Here is a 17149-nt window from a genome sequence, read left to right on the forward strand (position 1 = left end):
CGGCCGCCCTTCATGCTTCACCCGTCACGGCTCACTGCTGGTGCGGCGGCGGGGGAGGGGGCGGGGTCTGCCCGTCCGGCCCCTGCGGGTGACCGGGGTGCGGGTGCGGTGGGTGGGGCTGCGGGTAGTGCTGCGGGTCGGGCTGCCCCTGCGGGGGATAGGCCTGCGGGGCGTAGGGCTGGCCGGGCTGCGGCGGGTACGGCTGGCCGGGCTGCTGGGGGTACTGCGGGTGTTGCTGGGCCTGCGGGGCCTGCTGGGCCTGCGGGGCCTGCGGGGGCTGCTGGGGGTACGGCTGGCCGGGAGGCATGGGCTGCCCCGGCATGGGCTGCCCCGGCATCGGCTGCACGGGGAACTGCTGCCCCTGCATGGGGTGTTGGCCGGGGATGGGCTGTCCGGGCATGGGCGGGGCGGCGACCGGCGGCGGGTTGCCGTCGTTGGTCCACAGGCCCTGAAGCTGCTGATGCCGGACGAAGTCCTCGGCGACCATCGCCGCGAGGTTGAAGTAGGCCTCCCGCACCTTCGGCCGCATCATGTCGAGGTCGACCTCCGCGCCGGCGGCGAGATGCTCGTCGAACGGCACGACGATGACACCGCGGCAGCGGGTCTCGAAGTGCCCGACGATGTCCTCGACCTTGATCATCTTGCCGGTCTCGCGCACACCGGAGATGACGGTGATGGACCGTGAGACGAGCTCGGAGTACCCGTGCGCGGACAGCCAGTCCAGCGTCGTGCTGGCGCTGCTCGCGCCGTCGACGGACGGCGTCGAGATGATGATCAGCTGGTCGGCGAGGTCCAGCACCCCGCGCATGGCGCTGTAGAGCAGGCCGGTGCCCGAGTCGGTGAGGATGACCGGGTACTGCTTGCCGAGCACGTCGATGGCGCGCCGGTAGTCCTCGTCGTTGAACGTCGTGGACACGGCCGGGTCGACGTCGTTGGCGATGATCTCCAGACCGGAGGCGGCCTGGGAGGTGAACCGCCTGATGTCCATGTAGGAGTTGAGGTACGGGATCGCCTGGACGAGGTCACGGATGGTCGCCCCGGTCTCGCGCCGCACCCGGCGGCCGAGCGTGCCGGCGTCCGGGTTGGCGTCGATGGCGAGGATCTTGTCCTGCCGCTCGCTGGCGAGGGTCGAACCGAGCGCGGTGGTGGTCGTGGTCTTGCCCACGCCGCCCTTGAGACTGATGACGGCGATGCGGTAGCAGGACAGCACGGGCGTCCGGATCAGCTCCAACTTCCGCTGCCGCTCGGCCTCTTCGCGCTTCCCCCCGATCCTGAACCGGGAGGACGCGGCGGCGGGCCGTCCGCTCTTCGCCTTCTGCTTCTTGTTGTTGAGCAGCCGATCGGAGGACAGCTCCACGGCTGCGGTGTAACCGAGCGGCGCGGCACCGGGGTTGACCATCTGCCGCTGGTCATGCTGAACGGGCTGCGGCCACGCGGCACCGGCACGGGGGTCCACGGGCTGGGCGGCGGGGGGAGCCTGAGGCGCGTCTGGCTGCGGGACCCCTTGCTGGGCCCAGGGGGCAGCACCGGGAGTCTCCGGGGCCTGCGGATGCCCCATGGGCGGCTGGGGCTGCGGGAACCCGTAGCCCGGCTGGGAGTTGGGCGCGGGCGCGGAGGGGGGCTGTGGTTGGTTCGCCGGTGCCGGGGAGGGCTGCTGGTGCGGGGGCTGGGGGAAGCCGTAGCCCGGCTGCGAGTTGACCGGCGGCGCGGCGGACGGCTGCGGGAAGCCATAACCGTCCGGGGCGTTGGCCGCCGGGGGCTGCGGGAAGCCGTAGCCGGGCTGGGAGTTGGGCGTGGGTGTGGCGGGCGGTTGCGGGGCCGGGGGCTGGGGTTGGTCCACTGGTGCCGGGAAGGCCTGCTGGTGCGGGGGCTGCGGGAAGCCGTAGCCGGGCTGGGAGTTGGGCATGGCGGGCGGCTGTGGGGCGGCCGGAGGCAGCGGGAAGCCGTGACCCTGCTGTGGGTGAGGCTGCGCGGCGGGCCCCGGCTGCTCGGGCGCGGGAGGTTGCGGGAACCCGTAACCGGCCTGCGGAGCGGCAGGTGGCGCGGGCGGGGTGTCCCAGGCCGCCGGAGGCGCGGGCGGCTGCGCCACCGGCGCGGCGGCCGCCGGGTCCGCCTGCGGCGGCTGGGCCGGCCACTGCGCGGCCGGTGCCGGCGCGGCGGGCTGGTAGGACGGGGGCAGCGGCGGAACCCCGCTCTGAGGCACCGGCGGTGGAGTCCAGGCAGGCGGAGCGGCCGGCGCGTCCACGCTCGCGGGAGCGGCGTGCTGCGGCCCGGGGTCCGCAGTCGCGGTGCCTTGGGGCTGGGCCTCGATGGCGTCCGGGAGGCCCGCGGGCGGGGCGTCCTGCGGCGCGGCGGCGTTCGTCGCCACGTCACCCTGCGGTTCAGGGGCGCTCGCCTGGAGGTCGTCCTGCGTTTCGGGGACGCTTGCAGGCGGAGTGTCCTGCGGCGCGAAGGGCTCGCTGACGGCCGCCGCGGGAGCCGCGTCCTGCGGTTCGACCGCTTCCGCAGGGGCCGTGTCGGACGGCATCTCCGGCGCGTCGGCGGGAGTGTCGCCCTGCGACGAGGCGTCGTCGGAGACGGCAGCCACCGCGGGCTCCTCGCCGCCGCCCGCCTCGGCCCCAGCGTCCACGTGTGCTGGGGCTTGCACCGACGCATCCGGCCCGCCCTCGGCAGCCTGGGCGTCGTCCACGGTGCCTTCTGCAGGCGCGGGCGTCTCCTCGGCAACGGCCGCCACAGGCAGGTCCGACGAGACGGCGGAGGAATCACCCGACTCAGAGGAATCACCGGACTCATCAGCGGCCCCGGCCGCACCCGCCTCAGCGGCCTGCGCCTCGGTGGAGGCATCGGCGCCACCAGGAGCGCCGGCGGCGGCAGCGGCGGCCGCGTTCTCCGCGATCTCCCGCTTGAGAGCGGCCGCCGAGAAACGCATGGTGGCACCGCTCTCCAGGTCCCCGTTCCCGGCGTCGGCCGACGCGTCACCGGAGGAGGCGTCGGCACCCGGGGCCCCGGGCTGCACCCCCTGAGGCTCGACCCCGGTGCCCGAGGACGGGCCGGGCACGCTCGCCGCGGGCGGGGTGAACGGCGCCCCGGGTCCCGCCGGCGGAGCGAAGGGCGCCCCGGGCCCAGGAGGCGTGGGCGGCACGGGAGGAAGCGGAGGAGTGAACGGCGCCCCGGGCGAGACGTTCGCGTGGGCCGGCGGAGCCAGCCCGGGAATGGGACCGTCGACGGGGAACTGCCCACCGGGCATCCCCGGACCAGCCGCCCCAGGCTGCGAGCCGTCTCCCGCCCCGGAACCGGAACCAGCTCCGGACCCCACCCCACCGTCCGAACCGGAACCCGCAGCAGGGTGAGCTGCCCCGGGACCCGCAGCCGGGGGAGCCGCCGCAGGACCCGCAGGGGAAGCCCCCTCAGCCCCCGCCTCCGAAGCCGCAGGGGACGCCGCCCCCGAACCCCCGCCGGCACCCGCCGCGTTCTGCGTGTACCAGGCAGGCGGCGCGTAGTCGATGGTGAACTCGCCCGTCGCCTCGACGGCGGACTCCGCGTCGGGCTGGTCATCGCCGGGTGTGGCCCAGCCCCCGCGGATCCCGTCCCGATCGCTGCTCACAGTTCCTCCTGGTGTGGTCGAGCACCCTCATGCCGTGCCGGGGCGACCAGTTCTTGTCGTCCGAAGTCGTTCGATGCCGAGGAAGTCCGAGCAGTGCACGCCCGCGCTGCGGGTCATACGGCCACCGGCTCTCCCCCTGAGACGCCGGCCACCTGTCCACGGGTTCTGGTGCCGCGCCCGCTCCCAGCCTAATCACCAGCCACCCCACCCGGGCAGGCCCGCCCACCCCTGAGCACCCGTCCGACACGTCACGGCAGGCCCCGAAGTGCCCTACCGCGCCCCCGTTTCGGTACTGGTTCCCAACGGCGCCTGTGAACAACCCGAGGAGAACATGAAGAGAAGTGGTCACGATGAACCGCCGAAGTGGCACGTTTCGCAAGGATCCTGGCGGCGCTCCGCCGGACGTGACCGCCCGGACCGAGCTCCAACTCCCGACCCCACGCCGCCCGGTGGGCCTGCCGCCGGGCATAGTAGGGCGTCGTCTTCCTGACCACCCGCAGAAAAAGGACGCCCGAGTGAGCTTCGGCCCACCCCCCTCCATCTACACCCAATCCGCCCTCGCCGCCGAGAGCCAGAAGAAGAAACGCCGTCGCCGTGCACTGTTGTTGAGCCTGCTCGTCGTCGCCCTGGTCGCAGCGCTGGGCACCGGAGGATGGCTTCTGTGGGGCGGCCCCGACGCGGGGGCGGAAGCCTCGAACAAGACGAAGGCCGACGCCCCGGGACGGCTCGACATCCGCGACACCGTGGAGCAGCAACCCGCGAGCACGAACGGAAAAATGGGCTTCCGGTTCTCCGTGGACGACCTGAGCCCCGGCGAGAGCTACGAGTCGCCCGGGATGTGGGCCACCGACAAGATCCTCGCCAAGGGCATCAACAGGACCCTCGTCGGATTGACCATCGGCACCGACGCCTCGCCCGGCAAGGAGAAGTGGAAGCTGCGCCTCGACGGCCCGATCTGCGGCTACACCCGCCATGTCACCGGTGACAACCGCACAGCCGTACTTCACCGGGTCAAGGAGGTCGGGGAGCACGAGGAGAAGACCTACTGCAACCACGTCACCTTCGTCGATCTCGACAACGGCCGCGAGATCTGGTCCCACGAGTTCCCCGTCTCCAAGGTCGGCGGCACCCCGGGCGCCCCGAGCAGCGGCAACCTCCAGGAGTCCCCGAGCGTGACCCTCACGCACGGGACGGTCGCCGTGACCTGGGGCGGCGGAACCGTCGCCTACGACATGGACCACGGCAGGACGCGGTGGAGCACCAAGGCTGCCGGCGTCTGCCAGGACGCCGGCGCCGCCGGCGGAGGCGCGCTCCTGGTGGAGGAGGAGTGCTGGAACCGGGACAAGTCCCTGCCCGTCGACTCCCACGAACTGATCACGTACAAGGTTCGCAAGGTGGATCCGGCCACGGGCCGCACCCTGTGGACCCACTCCGAGGCGAAGGGCGTCCGCAGCGTCGCGATCCCGTCCACGGACCCGGCCGTCATCGCCGTGGCCGCGGGCGACATCGGCTTCACCGAGCTGATCTCCCTGGACGCCGACGGCCGCGACCGCGCCATCATCCGCCTCCAGCAGGGCACCTACACGGGGGAGTGCTCGTCCTCCTCCGAATACGTCGTCATCGACGACTGCCCGACCATCGCCGTCGGAGCCGGCCAGGTCTTCCTGCGCAGTGAGGCGACAACCGACGGAGCGTCCCTCGGCAACTGGATCATCGGCTTCGACCTTGCCACCGGGAACAGCACGAGGAAGTTCGAGTCCGGGACCAACTCCCAGCTCTACCCGGTTCGGATGAGCGGCGACCAACTCCTCGCGCTGCGCGACAGCGAAGACCGCATCACACCCACCGCGCTCGTCTCCCTGGACCCGAAGACCGGCAAGGAGACCCCCTACTTCTACTTCGGGCTGCCCGCCGAGGCCGAGAAGCTCACGTCGACCGACTTCAACGACATCGTCGTCGAGAACGGCCGCCTGTTCTTCGGCGCCAAATCGGTCAGCGGCCCCGGCGCGAACGAGCCGAAGTGGGTGTACCTGGTACTGGGCATCGAGAGTGCCGCGGCCAAGAAGCCACAGCCCTGACCCACCGACACGACAGGGGGGGGCAAGCCGGTGCGCAGCCCGGCCTCCCGCCCTGTCGGCGTCACTTCCGGGCGTCCAGCCCCCCGTTGTGCGGCGCCGGTTCCAGGTCGAACTCCCCGTCGCGGGCGCCCAGGACGAAGGCGCGCCACTCCGCCTCCGTGTAACGCAGCACCGTCTCCGGGTCGAGCGACGACCTCATCGCCACGGCGCCCCCGGGAAGGTACGCGATCTCCACGCGCTCCTCGTGCTGCTCCGTGCCCGGCGCGCACGTCCATTCGACGCCTGAGATGTCGAGCGCGTACAGCTCGTCGCGCTCCCGCTCCTTGCGGGCCTTGACGTCCTCGTTCACTTCCTCCGCCATGGCGAAGCGACCCCTTCCCGGCATGTGGGTGATCCAACGGTCGAGCCTAGCGGCGGGGTCCGCCCCGGCGGCGGGATTCGCAGGCCGCGGCCAGGGCGGTCCCGGCCTGCTGGTACGCTGTCTGTCGGCCGTTTGTGTACGCACCCCCGGAGCCCTCGGCACTGGAGGACGCGCCCAGCGGATCCCCGCCTCCCGAGTAACGGAAGCTCCCCCGAGACAAAGACCGGGGGCACTCGGTGGCCATTTCAGAGACTACGAGGAGTACGCGTGCCGCTCGACGCCGCTACCAAGAAGCAGATCATCACCGAGTTCGGTACCAAGGAGGGCGACACCGGCTCCCCCGAGGTCCAGGTCGCGATGCTCTCGCGCCGTATCTCGGACCTGACCGAGCACCTCAAGACGCACAAGCACGACCACCACTCCCGCCGGGGTCTGCTGATCCTGGTCGGTCAGCGCCGTCGCCTGCTGCAGTACCTGGCGAAGAAGGACATCCAGCGCTTCCGTGCGCTGGTCGACCGCCTCGGCATCCGCCGCGGTGCGGCCGGCGCCAAGTAAGACGCCGTGAAGGGAGCGGTTCCCGTGACGATCGGGGGCCGCTCCCTTTGCCGTACACACGGTCGTACGGCGACAGCGGTCCACGCGGCCGTACGCACGCACCCGTCGGACGGAAACATGCGGAGTGTCACTCGCGCTTTGTAGTGTGGTAGCACAACGCAATACGGACGACACACACGACGACACAGGAGGAGCGCACCGCGCCGCCGCCGGTCCTCGGTAGTGGCCCCCGGGCGACGAGCCCCGGGTGCTTCGATCGAAGACCGGCCCGCACCAGACGGAGCGCTTCTCCGCCACCGTCCCCCCGCCACACGGGCGGACGGGACGAAAGACGACAAGTAACGGAGAAAACGCTAGTGGAGAACGAGACCCACTACGCCGAGGCCGTCATCGACAACGGCGCCTTCGGTACCCGCACCATCCGCTTCGAGACGGGCCGCCTGGCCAAGCAGGCCGCCGGCTCCGCCGTGGCCTACCTGGACGACGACACCATGGTGCTGTCGGCCACCACCGCCTCCAAGAACCCCAAGGACCAGCTCGACTTCTTCCCCCTGACGGTGGACGTCGAGGAGCGGATGTACGCCGCCGGCAAGATCCCCGGCAGCTTCTTCCGCCGTGAGGGCCGCCCCTCCGAGGACGCCATCCTCACCTGCCGCCTCATCGACCGCCCGCTGCGCCCGTCCTTCAAGAAGGGCCTGCGCAACGAGATCCAGGTCGTCGCCACCATCATGGCGCTCAACCCCGACCACCTGTACGACGTCGTCGCGATCAACGCCGCGTCCGCGTCCACGCAGCTGGCCGGTCTGCCCTTCTCCGGCCCGATCGGCGGCGTCCGCGTCGCGCTGATCCGCGGCCAGTGGGTGGCCTTCCCGACGCACACCGAGCTCGAGGACGCCGTCTTCGACATGGTCGTCGCGGGCCGCGTCCTGGAGGACGGCGACGTCGCGATCATGATGGTCGAGGCCGAGGCCACCGAGAAGACGATCCAGCTGGTCAAGGGCGGCTCCGAGGCCCCCACCGAGGAGATCGTCGCCGCCGGTCTCGAGGCCGCGAAGCCCTTCATCAAGGTGCTCTGCAAGGCGCAGGCCGACCTCGCCGCCAAGGCCGCCAAGCCCACCGGCGAGTTCCCGATCTTCCTCGACTACCAGGACGACGTCCTGGAGGCGCTCACCGCCGCCGTCAAGCCGGAGCTCGCCTCCGCGCTGACCATCGCCGGCAAGCAGGAGCGCGAGTCCGAGCTGGACCGCGTCAAGGCGCTCGCCGCCGAGAAGCTCCTGCCGCAGTTCGAGGGCCGCGAGAAGGAGATCTCCGCCGCGTACCGCTCGCTGACCAAGACCCTGGTCCGTGAGCGCGTCATCAAGGAGAAGAAGCGCATCGACGGCCGCGGTGTCACCGACATCCGCACCCTGGCCGCCGAGGTCGAGGCCATCCCGCGCGTGCACGGCTCCGCGGTGTTCGAGCGTGGCGAGACCCAGATCCTGGGCGTCACCACCCTCAACATGCTCCGCATGGAGCAGCAGCTGGACACCCTCTCCCCGGTGACCCGCAAGCGCTACATGCACAACTACAACTTCCCGCCGTACTCCACCGGCGAGACCGGCCGCGTCGGCTCCCCCAAGCGCCGCGAGATCGGCCACGGCGCCCTCGCCGAGCGCGCCCTCGTGCCCGTCCTGCCGACCCGCGAGGAGTTCCCCTACGCGATCCGCCAGGTCTCCGAGGCGCTGAGCTCCAACGGCTCGACGTCCATGGGCTCGGTCTGCGCCTCCACCATGTCGCTGCTGAACGCCGGTGTGCCGCTGAAGGCCCCCGTCGCCGGTATCGCCATGGGCCTGATCTCCCAGGAGATCGACGGCGAGACGCACTACGTCACCCTCACCGACATCCTCGGTGCGGAGGACGCCTTCGGCGACATGGACTTCAAGGTCGCCGGCACCAAGGAGTTCGTCACCGCCCTCCAGCTCGACACCAAGCTGGACGGCATCCCCGCCTCCGTCCTGGCCGCCGCCCTCAAGCAGGCTCGTGACGCCCGCCTCCACATCCTCGACGTGATGATGGAAGCGATCGACACGCCGGACGAGATGTCCCCCAACGCGCCGCGGATCATCACCGTGAAGATCCCGGTCGACAAGATCGGCGAGGTCATCGGCCCGAAGGGCAAGATGATCAACCAGATCCAGGAGGACACCGGCGCCGAGATCACGATCGAGGACGACGGCACCATCTACATCGGCGCCGCCGACGGTCCGGCCGCCGAGGCCGCCCGCGCCACGATCAACGGCATCGCCAACCCGACCATGCCGGAGGTCGGCGAGCGCTACCTGGGCACGGTCGTCAAGACGACCACGTTCGGCGCGTTCGTGTCGCTGCTGCCGGGCAAGGACGGTCTGCTGCACATCTCGCAGATCCGCAAGCTCGCCGGCGGCAAGCGCGTGGAGAACGTCGAGGACGTCGTCGGCGTGGGCCAGAAGGTCCAGGTCGAGATCGCCGAGATCGACTCCCGCGGCAAGCTCTCCCTCATCCCCGTGATCGAGGGCGAGGACGAAGCAGCCTCTGACGACAAGAAGGACGACGCCGACCAGTGACGTCCCACGGCTCCAAGGCGACGGCCCGCACCTCCACCAAGGCGCGGGCCGTCGCCCGTACCCAAACCCTCATCAAGGGCGACGACGGCATCGGCACGGTCCGCAAGACCACCCTCCCGGGCGGCCTTCGTATCGTCACCGAGACCCTCCCCTCGGTGCGCTCCGCGACCTTCGGCATCTGGGCGCACGTCGGCTCCCGCGACGAGACGCCCGCGCTGAACGGCGCCACGCACTACCTGGAGCACCTGCTCTTCAAGGGCACCTCCCGCCGCAGCGCCCTGGACATCTCCGCCGCCGTGGACGCCGTCGGCGGCGAGATGAACGCGTTCACGGCCAAGGAGTACACGTGCTACTACGCGCGCGTGCTCGACGCCGACCTGCCGCTCGCCATAGACGTCGTCTGCGACATGCTCACCGGCTCGCTGATCCGCGAGGAGGACGTCGACGTCGAGCGCGGCGCGATCCTCGAAGAGATCGCGATGACCGAGGACGACCCCGGCGACTGCGTGCACGACCTGTTCGCGTACACGATGTTCGGCGACAACCCCCTCGGACGCCCCGTCCTCGGCACCGTCGACACGGTCAACGCCCTCACCGCCGACCGCATCCGCCGCTTCTACAAGAAGCACTACGACCCCACCCACCTCGTGGTCGCCGCGGCCGGCAACGTCGACCACAACAAGGTCGTACGCCAGGTCCGCGCCGCCTTCGAGAAGGCCGGCGCCCTCTCGGACCTCGACGCCGCCCCCGTCGCCCCCCGCGACGGACGGCGCGCCCTGCGCACCGCCGGCCGCGTGGAGCTGATCGGCCGCAAGACCGAGCAGGCCCACGTCGTCCTCGGAATGCCCGGCCTCGCCCGCACCGACGACCGGCGCTGGGCGATGGGCGTCCTGAACACCGCGCTCGGCGGAGGCATGTCCTCGCGCCTCTTCCAGGAGGTCCGCGAGAAGCGCGGCCTGGCCTACAGCGTGTACTCGTACACCTCCGGCTTCGCCGACTGCGGCCTGTTCGGCGTGTACGCCGGCTGCCGGCCCAGCCAGGTGCACGACGTGCTGAAGATCTGCCGCGACGAACTCGACCACGTCGCCGAGCACGGCCTGTCCGACGACGAGATCGCCCGCGCCATCGGCCAGCTCAGGGGCTCCACCGTGCTCGGCCTGGAGGACACCGGTGCGCTCATGAACCGCATCGGCAAGAGTGAGCTGTGCTGGGGCGAGCAGATGTCCGTCGACGAGATGCTGACCCGGATAGCGGCCGTCACCCCGGACGAGGTCCGCGCGGTGGCCCGCGACGTCCTGGGGCGGCGCCCCTCGCTGTCGGTCATCGGCCCGCTCAAGGACAAGCAGGCCTCCCGCCTGCACGAGGCCGTGGCCTGACACCCCGCTCCGGCCACGGCGGACATCCTCGGAAGTCACCTTCGGTAAGGAAGCAAGACATGAGCAAGCTGCGCGTGGCGGTCCTCGGCGCACAGGGCCGCATCGGTTCCGAGGCGGTCCGGGCGGTCGAGGCCGCCGAGGACATGGAGCTGGTGGCCGCCCTGAGCCGGGGCGACAAACTGGAGACCCTGGCGGAGACCGGTGCCCAGGTCGCCGTCGAACTGACGACCCCGGGCTCGGTCATGGGCAACCTCGACTTCTGCGTACGGCACGGCATCCACGCCGTGGTCGGCACCACGGGCTGGACCGACGAGCGGCTCGCGCAGCTCAAGGGCTGGCTGGCGCAGTCCCCGGAGACCGGCGTGCTCATCGCGCCGAACTTCTCCATCGGCGCCGTGCTGACCATGAAGTTCGCGCAGATCGCCGCGCCCTGGTTCGAGTCGGTCGAGGTCGTGGAGCTGCACCACCCGAACAAGGTGGACGCCCCCTCCGGCACCGCCACGCGCACCGCCCAGCTCATCGCCGAGGCCCGCCGCGCGGCCGGCTCCGCCCCCGCCCCCGACGCCACCACGAGCGCCCTGGACGGCGCCCGCGGCGCGGACGTCGACGGCGTCCCCGTCCACGCCGTGCGGCTGCGCGGCCTCCTCGCCCACCAGGAGGTCCTGCTGGGCGGCGAGGGCGAGACCCTGACCGTCCGGCACGACTCCCTGCACCACACCAGCTTCATGCCCGGCATCCTGCTGGGCGCCCGCCGGGTGGTGTCGACCCCGGGCCTCACCTTCGGCCTGGAACACTTCCTCGACCTGAACTGAGTCCCACCGTCATGCGCGCCAAGCTCTCCTACGCCCTCACGGCCGCCGTCCTGGTCTTCTACTTCGTCCTGGTCGGCAGCCGCGGCGTCATGCTCATCCGGGCCGGCACGCTGCTGACCGTCACGTTCGGGGTGGCGGTGCTGATCCTGCCGGTCATCGGCGTGTGGTTCCTGTGGAAGAACACCCAGTTCGTCCGCAGGGCCAACCAGCTCGCCGCCGAACTCGACGCCGAGGGCGGTCTGCCCGTCGACGAGCTGGAGCGCACCCCCAGCGGCCGTATCGACCGCGACTCCGCCGACGCGGTGTTCGCCCGCCGCAAGGCCGAGACGGAGGACGCCCCCGACGACTGGCGCAGCTGGTTCCGCCTCGCCGTCGCCTACCACGACGCCCGTGACACCCCGCGGGCCCGCAAGGCGATGCAACGGGCGATCACGCTGCACCAGGCGTCACGCTGACGCACGGCGGCCCGACCGTCCCGACGCACACAAGCGCGGGCCCGGCCCACGTCGATGACGCCGGCCGGGCCCGCCGCTTGCCCGTGAAGATCCCTCAGGGCTGCCGGTACTCGTCGGCCCACGCCTCGACCGTGTCCGCCGCCCGGTCGAACGCCTCGATCCGACCCAGGAAGTCCGCCCCGTGCGTGGTCAGCAACGGCACGGCGTCCTGCGGGGACCCGTCCCGGCGTACGAGCGTCAGGGCCTGGCCCTGCAGCGTCCGCGGCAGCCCCAGCCAGCGCACCGGCTGCTGCACGGTGCGCACGGACGCGACCTGGTTCCAGGTCACCGTGCGGGTCACGAGGAACCTCACGTGCCGCAGCCCGCGCTCGCTCACCCACACGCCCATCCGCAGCAGCCGCAGCGCGGCGGCGATCACCAGCAGCGAGAGTCCGAACACCGTACCGGCCTCGCTCGGCGAGCCGGTCAGCGCGATCACCACCGCGGCGAGCAGCACGTACGAGGCGATCAGCAGACTCAGCGCGGCCACGGCGACCCGCCAGGGCCCGGGACGGTAGGGGCGCCGCCAGCGTTCACGGTCCTCGAAGGGCAACGCGACGTCGTCCGCTGCCTCGGATGCGCGGTCGGCCGTCAGGAAGGGCAGGGGCACGGCTGGTCCTCACTCGATCCATGCTGGGGCTGTGCCCGGTGAGGTTATCCGCCTGTGTCCCCGCTCACCACCTGCGGGGGGCCGGATGGTGTCAGCGCCCCTCGGAGCTCTGCGAGGCCTGGGACTGCTGGGACGGTGCGGTGTGGTCCAGGCTCAGCGCCGGCATCCCGATGACCAGGGCGCCCACGAGCGCGGCCACGATGGTGACCGCCAGGAGCCAGCGCCCAGCTATCTGTCCGGCGGAGGACGGCTCGGGCGGCGGAGGGGCCACGTTACTGCGGAACGTGTCGGCTTCGGCGACGAAGGCGAAGGGGACGGGCTCGCGCCGACGGGACATGGTGGGTTCTTCCTCCCTGGGTAGACGAACTGCGTGACCGAGTGGACGCCGCCACCGATGACGAGTGGACGCTGCCACTGATTCAGACGAGCGGGTGCCCGAAAAGGTGCCCCATGTCACGAGACTTCCGGGAAAAAATTCTCGCGGCGGGCCATCGGCCGCCCGAGTGCCCCGGCCCGCCCGCCCGCCGCGGACCCCCGTAGAGTTGGCGCCGCTCGCAAGCCGCTCCTGGAACGCCCCTGGAAGGACCTCCGCACCGTGACCGACAGGCCCGCCGACGACACCAAGATCCACCTTCGCAGCGACGTCACCGTCGAGCTGGTCAAGCACAGCGCGTCCGACTCCGACGTGCTGTGGGCCGCCCGTGTCTCCACCGCCGGCGAGCAGTCCCTGGACGAGCTGCAGAAAGACCCGGAGCGCTCGAAGGGCCTGATCAACTACCTGATGCGGGACCGCCACGGCAGCCCCTTCGAGCACAACTCGATGACCTTCTTCATCAGCGCCCCGATCTTCGTCTTCCGCGAGTTCATGCGGCACCGCGTGGGCTGGTCCTACAACGAGGAGAGCGGCCGCTACCGCGAGCTCCAGCCCGTCTTCTACGTCCCCGACGCCTCCCGCAAGCTCGTCCAGCAGGGCCGGCCCGGCAAGTACGTCTTCGTCGAGGGCACCGAGGACCAGCAGGAGCTCGTGGCCCGCACCATGGAGGACTCCTACCGGCAGGCCTACGAGGCCTACCAGGAGATGCTCGCCGCCGGCGTCGCCCGCGAGGTCGCCCGCGCGGTGCTCCCCGTGGGCCTGTTCTCCTCGATGTACGCCACCTGCAACGCGCGCTCCCTGATGCACTTCCTCGGCCTGCGCACCCAGCACGAGCTGGCGAAGGTCCCGTCCTTCCCGCAGCGGGAGATCGAGATGGTGGGCGAGCGGATGGAGGCCGAGTGGGCGAGCCTCATGCCCCTCACCCACGCCGCTTTCAACGCCAACGGCCGTGTCGCCCCTTGACCGCCTCGCAGCGGGAGACGTATGTGCGGATCAGCCGCGCGAAGTGTCCGTATTGCGGCATTTAGAGAAGTTCATCTAGCCTGATCAAACGGACCCGGCACTGCTTGAACCCCCGAGCAGGCAGTGCCGGGCTCCACATTTGTCCCGACTTGCCGCCTGCCCCGAGGGCAGACCCCGCCCTGAGCAACGAGTAGCGTGTTACCCATGGCTCCGACCTCCACTCCGCAGACCCCCTTCGGGCGGGTCCTCACCGCCATGGTCACGCCCTTCACGGCGGACGGCGCACTCGACCTCGACGGCGCTCAGCGGCTCGCCACCCACCTGGTGGACGCAGGCAACGACGGCCTGATCGTCAACGGCACCACCGGCGAGTCCCCCACGACCACCGACGCGGAGAAAGCGGACCTGGTACGAGCCGTCCTGGAGGCCGTCGGAGACCGGGCCCACATCGTGGCCGGCGTCGGCACCAACAACACCCACCACAGCATCCAGCTGGCGCGCGCGGCGCAGCAGGCGGGCGCACACGGCCTCCTGGTCGTCACCCCGTACTACAACAAGCCCCCGCAAGAGGGCCTCTACCGCCACTTCACGACCGTCGCCGACGCCACCGAGCTGCCGGTCATGCTCTACGACATCCCCGGCCGCAGCGGCGTCCCGATCAACACCGAGACGCTCGTCCGCCTCGCCGCCCACCCGCGCATCGTCGCCAACAAGGACGCCAAGGGCGACCTCGGCCGCGCCAGCTGGGCCATCGCCCAGTCCGGCCTCGCCTGGTACTCCGGCGACGACATGCTCAACCTGCCGCTGCTCTCCGTCGGCGCGGTCGGCTTCGTCTCCGTCGTCGGCCATGTCGTCACCCCGGACCTGCGCGCCCTCGTCGACGCCTTCACCGCCGGCGACGTCCAGAAGGCCACGGAGATCCACCAGAAGCTGCTCCCCGTCTACACCGGCATGTTCCGGACGCAGGGCGTCATGACCACGAAGGCCGCGCTCGCCCTCCAGGGCCTGCCCGCCGGACCGCTGCGGGCGCCCCTGGTGGAACTCACCGCGGAAGAGACCGAGCAGCTCAAGATCGATCTTGCCGCGGGCGGGGTACAGCTCTGACATCGGACTTCACAACTGAACACCGCACAACTGAATACGGCAGGCCACCGGTGCCTGCACATCACAACGACAACTGCTTCTGCACGAACGTCATACGCGCCACGTGCCCACCGGTACGTGGCGCGCATGGTTGAGGAGAGTCTTTTGAGTCATCCGCACCCCGAACTGGGCCCGCCCCCGCCGCTTCCCGAAGGGGGTCTGCGGGTCACCCCGCTCGGCGGCCTCGGCGAGATCGGCCGCAACATGACGGTCATGGAGTACGGCGGCCGTCTTCTGATCGTCGACTGCGGAGTGCTCTTCCCCGAGGAGGAGCAGCCCGGAATCGACCTGATCCTGCCGGACTTCTCGTCCATCCGGGACCGCCTCGACGCCGTCGAGGGCATCGTCCTCACCCACGGCCACGAGGACCACATCGGCGCCGTCCCCTACCTCCTGCGGGAGAAGCCGGACATCCCGCTGATCGGCTCCAAGCTGACCCTCGCCCTGATCGAGGCCAAGCTCCAGGAGCACCGCATCCGCCCCTACACCCTCGAGGTGGCCGAGGGGAACCGCGAGCGCATCGGCCCGTTCGACTGCGAGTTCATCGCCGTCAACCACTCCATCCCCGACGCCCTCGCCGTGGCCGTCCGCACGCCGGCCGGCATGGTGGTCCACACCGGCGACTTCAAGATGGACCAGCTTCCGCTGGACAACCGCCTCACGGACCTGCACGCGTTCGCGCGCCTGAGCGAAGAGGGCATCGACCTGCTTCTCTCCGACTCGACGAACGCCGAGGTCCCCGGGTTCGTCCCGCCGGAGCGGGAGATCTCCAACGTCCTGCGCCAGGTCTTCGCGAACGCCCGGAAGCGCATCATCGTGGCGAGCTTCGCGAGCCATGTCCACCGCATCCAGCAGATCCTGGACGCGGCGCACGAGTACGGCCGCCGGGTCGCCTTCGTCGGCCGCTCGATGGTCCGCAACATGGGCATCGCCCGGGACCTCGGCTATCTGAAGATCCCGCCGGGCCTGGTCGTCGACGTCAGGAGCCTGGACGACCTGCCGGACCACGAGGTGGTCCTGGTCTGCACGGGTTCCCAGGGCGAACCGATGGCCGCCCTGTCCCGGATGGCCAACCGCGACCACCAGATCCGCATCGTCGACGGCGACACGGTGATCCTGGCGTCGTCGCTCATCCCCGGCAACGAGAACGCGGTCTACCGCGTGATCAACGGCCTGACGCGCTGGGGCGCGAACGTCGTCCACAAGGGCAACGCCAAGGTGCACGTCTCGGGCCACGCCTCCGCGGGCGAGCTCCTGTACTTCTACAACATCTGCCGGCCGAAGAACCTGATGCCGGTCCACGGCGAGTGGCGCCATCTGCGGGCCAACGCCGAGCTGGGCGCCATGACCGGCGTTCCGCACGACCGCATCGTCATCGCCGAGGACGGCGTCGTCGTCGACCTCGTCGAAGGCAAGGCGAAGATCGCGGGCAAGGTCCAGGCGGGGTACGTGTACGTCGACGGCCTCTCGGTCGGCGACGTGGGCGAGCCCGCCCTGAAGGACCGGAAGATCCTGGGCGACGAGGGCATCATCTCCGTCTTCGTGGTCATGGACTCCTCGACCGGCAAGATCACCGGTGGCCCGCACGTCCAGGCCCGCGGTTCCGGCATCGAGGACTCGGCCTTCGCGGACGTCATCCCGAAGATCACCGAAGTCCTGGAGCGCTCGGCTCAGGACGGCGTGGTGGAACCCCACCAGCTGCAGCAGCTCATCCGCCGCACCCTGGGCAAGTGGGTCTCGGACTCCTACCGACGCCGGCCGATGATCCTCCCGGTCGTCGTGGAGGTCTGACGGACCGTCCGGTCCGCCAACGGCCCTCAGGGCGCGTGCACCTGGAGCGGAGCCCCTCGATTTGCATCGGGGCGCTCCGCTCCAGTACGTTTACGGCTCCGCCTGAACGGGAACCCAGCCGCCTCGTGCGTGTCTGGACCACTCCCCGGAGGGGCCGGGAAATCCGACTCAGAACTTCTGATAAAGTCGGAACCGCCGGAAAGGAAACCGCGAAACAAAAGCGGGAACCTGGAAAGCACCGAGGAAATCGGATCGGAAAAAGATCTGATAGAGTCGGAAACGCAAGACCGAAGGGAAGCGCCCGGAGGAAAACCACGAGAGAGTCTCTCGGGTGAGTACAAAGGAAGCGTCCGTTCCTTGAGAACTCAACAGCGTGCCAAAAATCAACGCCAGATATGTTGATACCC

Annotated in this window: 14 protein-coding genes; 9 read left to right on the forward strand and 5 right to left on the reverse strand. The window is 70.6% G+C overall.

Annotated elements, in window-relative coordinates:
• Positions 1-31: 31 nt before the first annotated feature.
• Complete coding sequence (locus EV567_RS27625; protein ID WP_207228864.1) at positions 32-3604, reverse strand: SCO5717 family growth-regulating ATPase; 3573 nt, start codon at positions 3602-3604, stop codon at positions 32-34.
• Positions 3605-4119: 515 nt separating this feature from the next.
• Here EV567_RS27625 and EV567_RS27630 point away from each other — a divergent pair.
• The gene (locus tag EV567_RS27630; RefSeq protein ID WP_242621020.1) at positions 4120-5682 is read left to right on the forward strand and encodes a PQQ-binding-like beta-propeller repeat protein; all 1563 of its coding nucleotides are present in this window, start codon (positions 4120-4122) and stop codon (positions 5680-5682) included.
• Between the two features lie 61 nt (positions 5683-5743).
• On the opposite strand, the gene EV567_RS27635 is transcribed toward EV567_RS27630, so the two are convergent.
• Positions 5744-6043, reverse strand: coding sequence for a DUF397 domain-containing protein (locus EV567_RS27635; protein ID WP_130444862.1), 300 nt, complete (start codon positions 6041-6043; stop codon positions 5744-5746).
• A 267-nt stretch (positions 6044-6310) separates the two neighbouring features.
• On the opposite strand from EV567_RS27635, the gene rpsO reads away from it, so the two are divergent.
• The 5 genes from rpsO to EV567_RS27660 all read left to right on the forward strand — a co-directional run bounded on the left by rpsO (position 6311) and on the right by EV567_RS27660 (position 11823).
• On the forward strand, positions 6311-6598 hold the full coding sequence (gene rpsO, locus EV567_RS27640; protein ID WP_130444864.1) for a 30S ribosomal protein S15: 288 nt from the start codon (positions 6311-6313) through the stop codon (positions 6596-6598).
• 356 nt (positions 6599-6954) lie between these two features.
• Complete coding sequence (locus EV567_RS27645; protein ID WP_130444866.1) at positions 6955-9180, forward strand: polyribonucleotide nucleotidyltransferase; 2226 nt, start codon at positions 6955-6957, stop codon at positions 9178-9180.
• Positions 9177-10556 (forward strand): pitrilysin family protein, encoded by a 1380-nt coding sequence (locus EV567_RS27650; protein WP_130444868.1) that lies wholly within the window; start codon positions 9177-9179, stop codon positions 10554-10556. The genes EV567_RS27645 and EV567_RS27650 overlap by 4 nt, the downstream gene beginning before the upstream one ends.
• 59 nt (positions 10557-10615) lie before the next feature.
• Positions 10616-11368 (forward strand): 4-hydroxy-tetrahydrodipicolinate reductase, encoded by a 753-nt coding sequence (dapB, locus tag EV567_RS27655; RefSeq protein WP_130444870.1) that lies wholly within the window; start codon positions 10616-10618, stop codon positions 11366-11368.
• An 11-nt stretch (positions 11369-11379) separates the two neighbouring features.
• Positions 11380-11823: a hypothetical protein gene (locus EV567_RS27660; RefSeq protein ID WP_130444872.1), complete on the forward strand. Its 444-nt coding sequence runs from the start codon at positions 11380-11382 to the stop codon at positions 11821-11823.
• A 94-nt stretch (positions 11824-11917) separates the two neighbouring features.
• Here EV567_RS27660 and EV567_RS27665 read toward each other — a convergent pair whose 3' ends face one another.
• Positions 11918-12472, reverse strand: a complete 555-nt coding sequence (locus tag EV567_RS27665) for a hypothetical protein (protein WP_130444874.1) — start codon at positions 12470-12472, stop codon at positions 11918-11920.
• Positions 12473-12563: 91 nt separating this feature from the next.
• Positions 12564-12809, reverse strand: a complete 246-nt coding sequence (locus EV567_RS27670) for a hypothetical protein (protein ID WP_130444876.1) — start codon at positions 12807-12809, stop codon at positions 12564-12566.
• Positions 12810-13067: 258 nt separating this feature from the next.
• Between EV567_RS27670 and thyX the strand changes: the two genes are divergently transcribed.
• The 3 genes from thyX (at position 13068) to EV567_RS27685 (ending at position 16742) form a co-directional block, all read left to right on the forward strand.
• Positions 13068-13808 (forward strand): FAD-dependent thymidylate synthase, encoded by a 741-nt coding sequence (gene thyX / locus EV567_RS27675; protein WP_130444878.1) that lies wholly within the window; start codon positions 13068-13070, stop codon positions 13806-13808.
• 204 nt (positions 13809-14012) lie between these two features.
• A complete protein-coding gene (gene dapA / locus EV567_RS27680) occupies positions 14013-14912 on the forward strand; it encodes a 4-hydroxy-tetrahydrodipicolinate synthase (RefSeq protein WP_130444880.1) in 900 nt (299 codons plus the stop codon).
• 144 nt (positions 14913-15056) lie between these two features.
• Complete coding sequence (locus EV567_RS27685) at positions 15057-16742, forward strand: ribonuclease J (RefSeq protein ID WP_130444882.1); 1686 nt, start codon at positions 15057-15059, stop codon at positions 16740-16742.
• A gap of 168 nt (positions 16743-16910) precedes the next feature.
• Here EV567_RS27685 and EV567_RS28010 read toward each other — a convergent pair.
• Positions 16911-17149, reverse strand: a 239-nt coding sequence (locus tag EV567_RS28010) for a hypothetical protein (RefSeq protein WP_207228865.1), incomplete at its 5' end; no start/stop codon positions are given.

Origin of the sequence: Streptomyces sp. BK239 (genome assembly GCF_004217285.1) — a bacterium.
Lineage (GTDB): Bacteria > Actinomycetota > Actinomycetes > Streptomycetales > Streptomycetaceae > Streptomyces.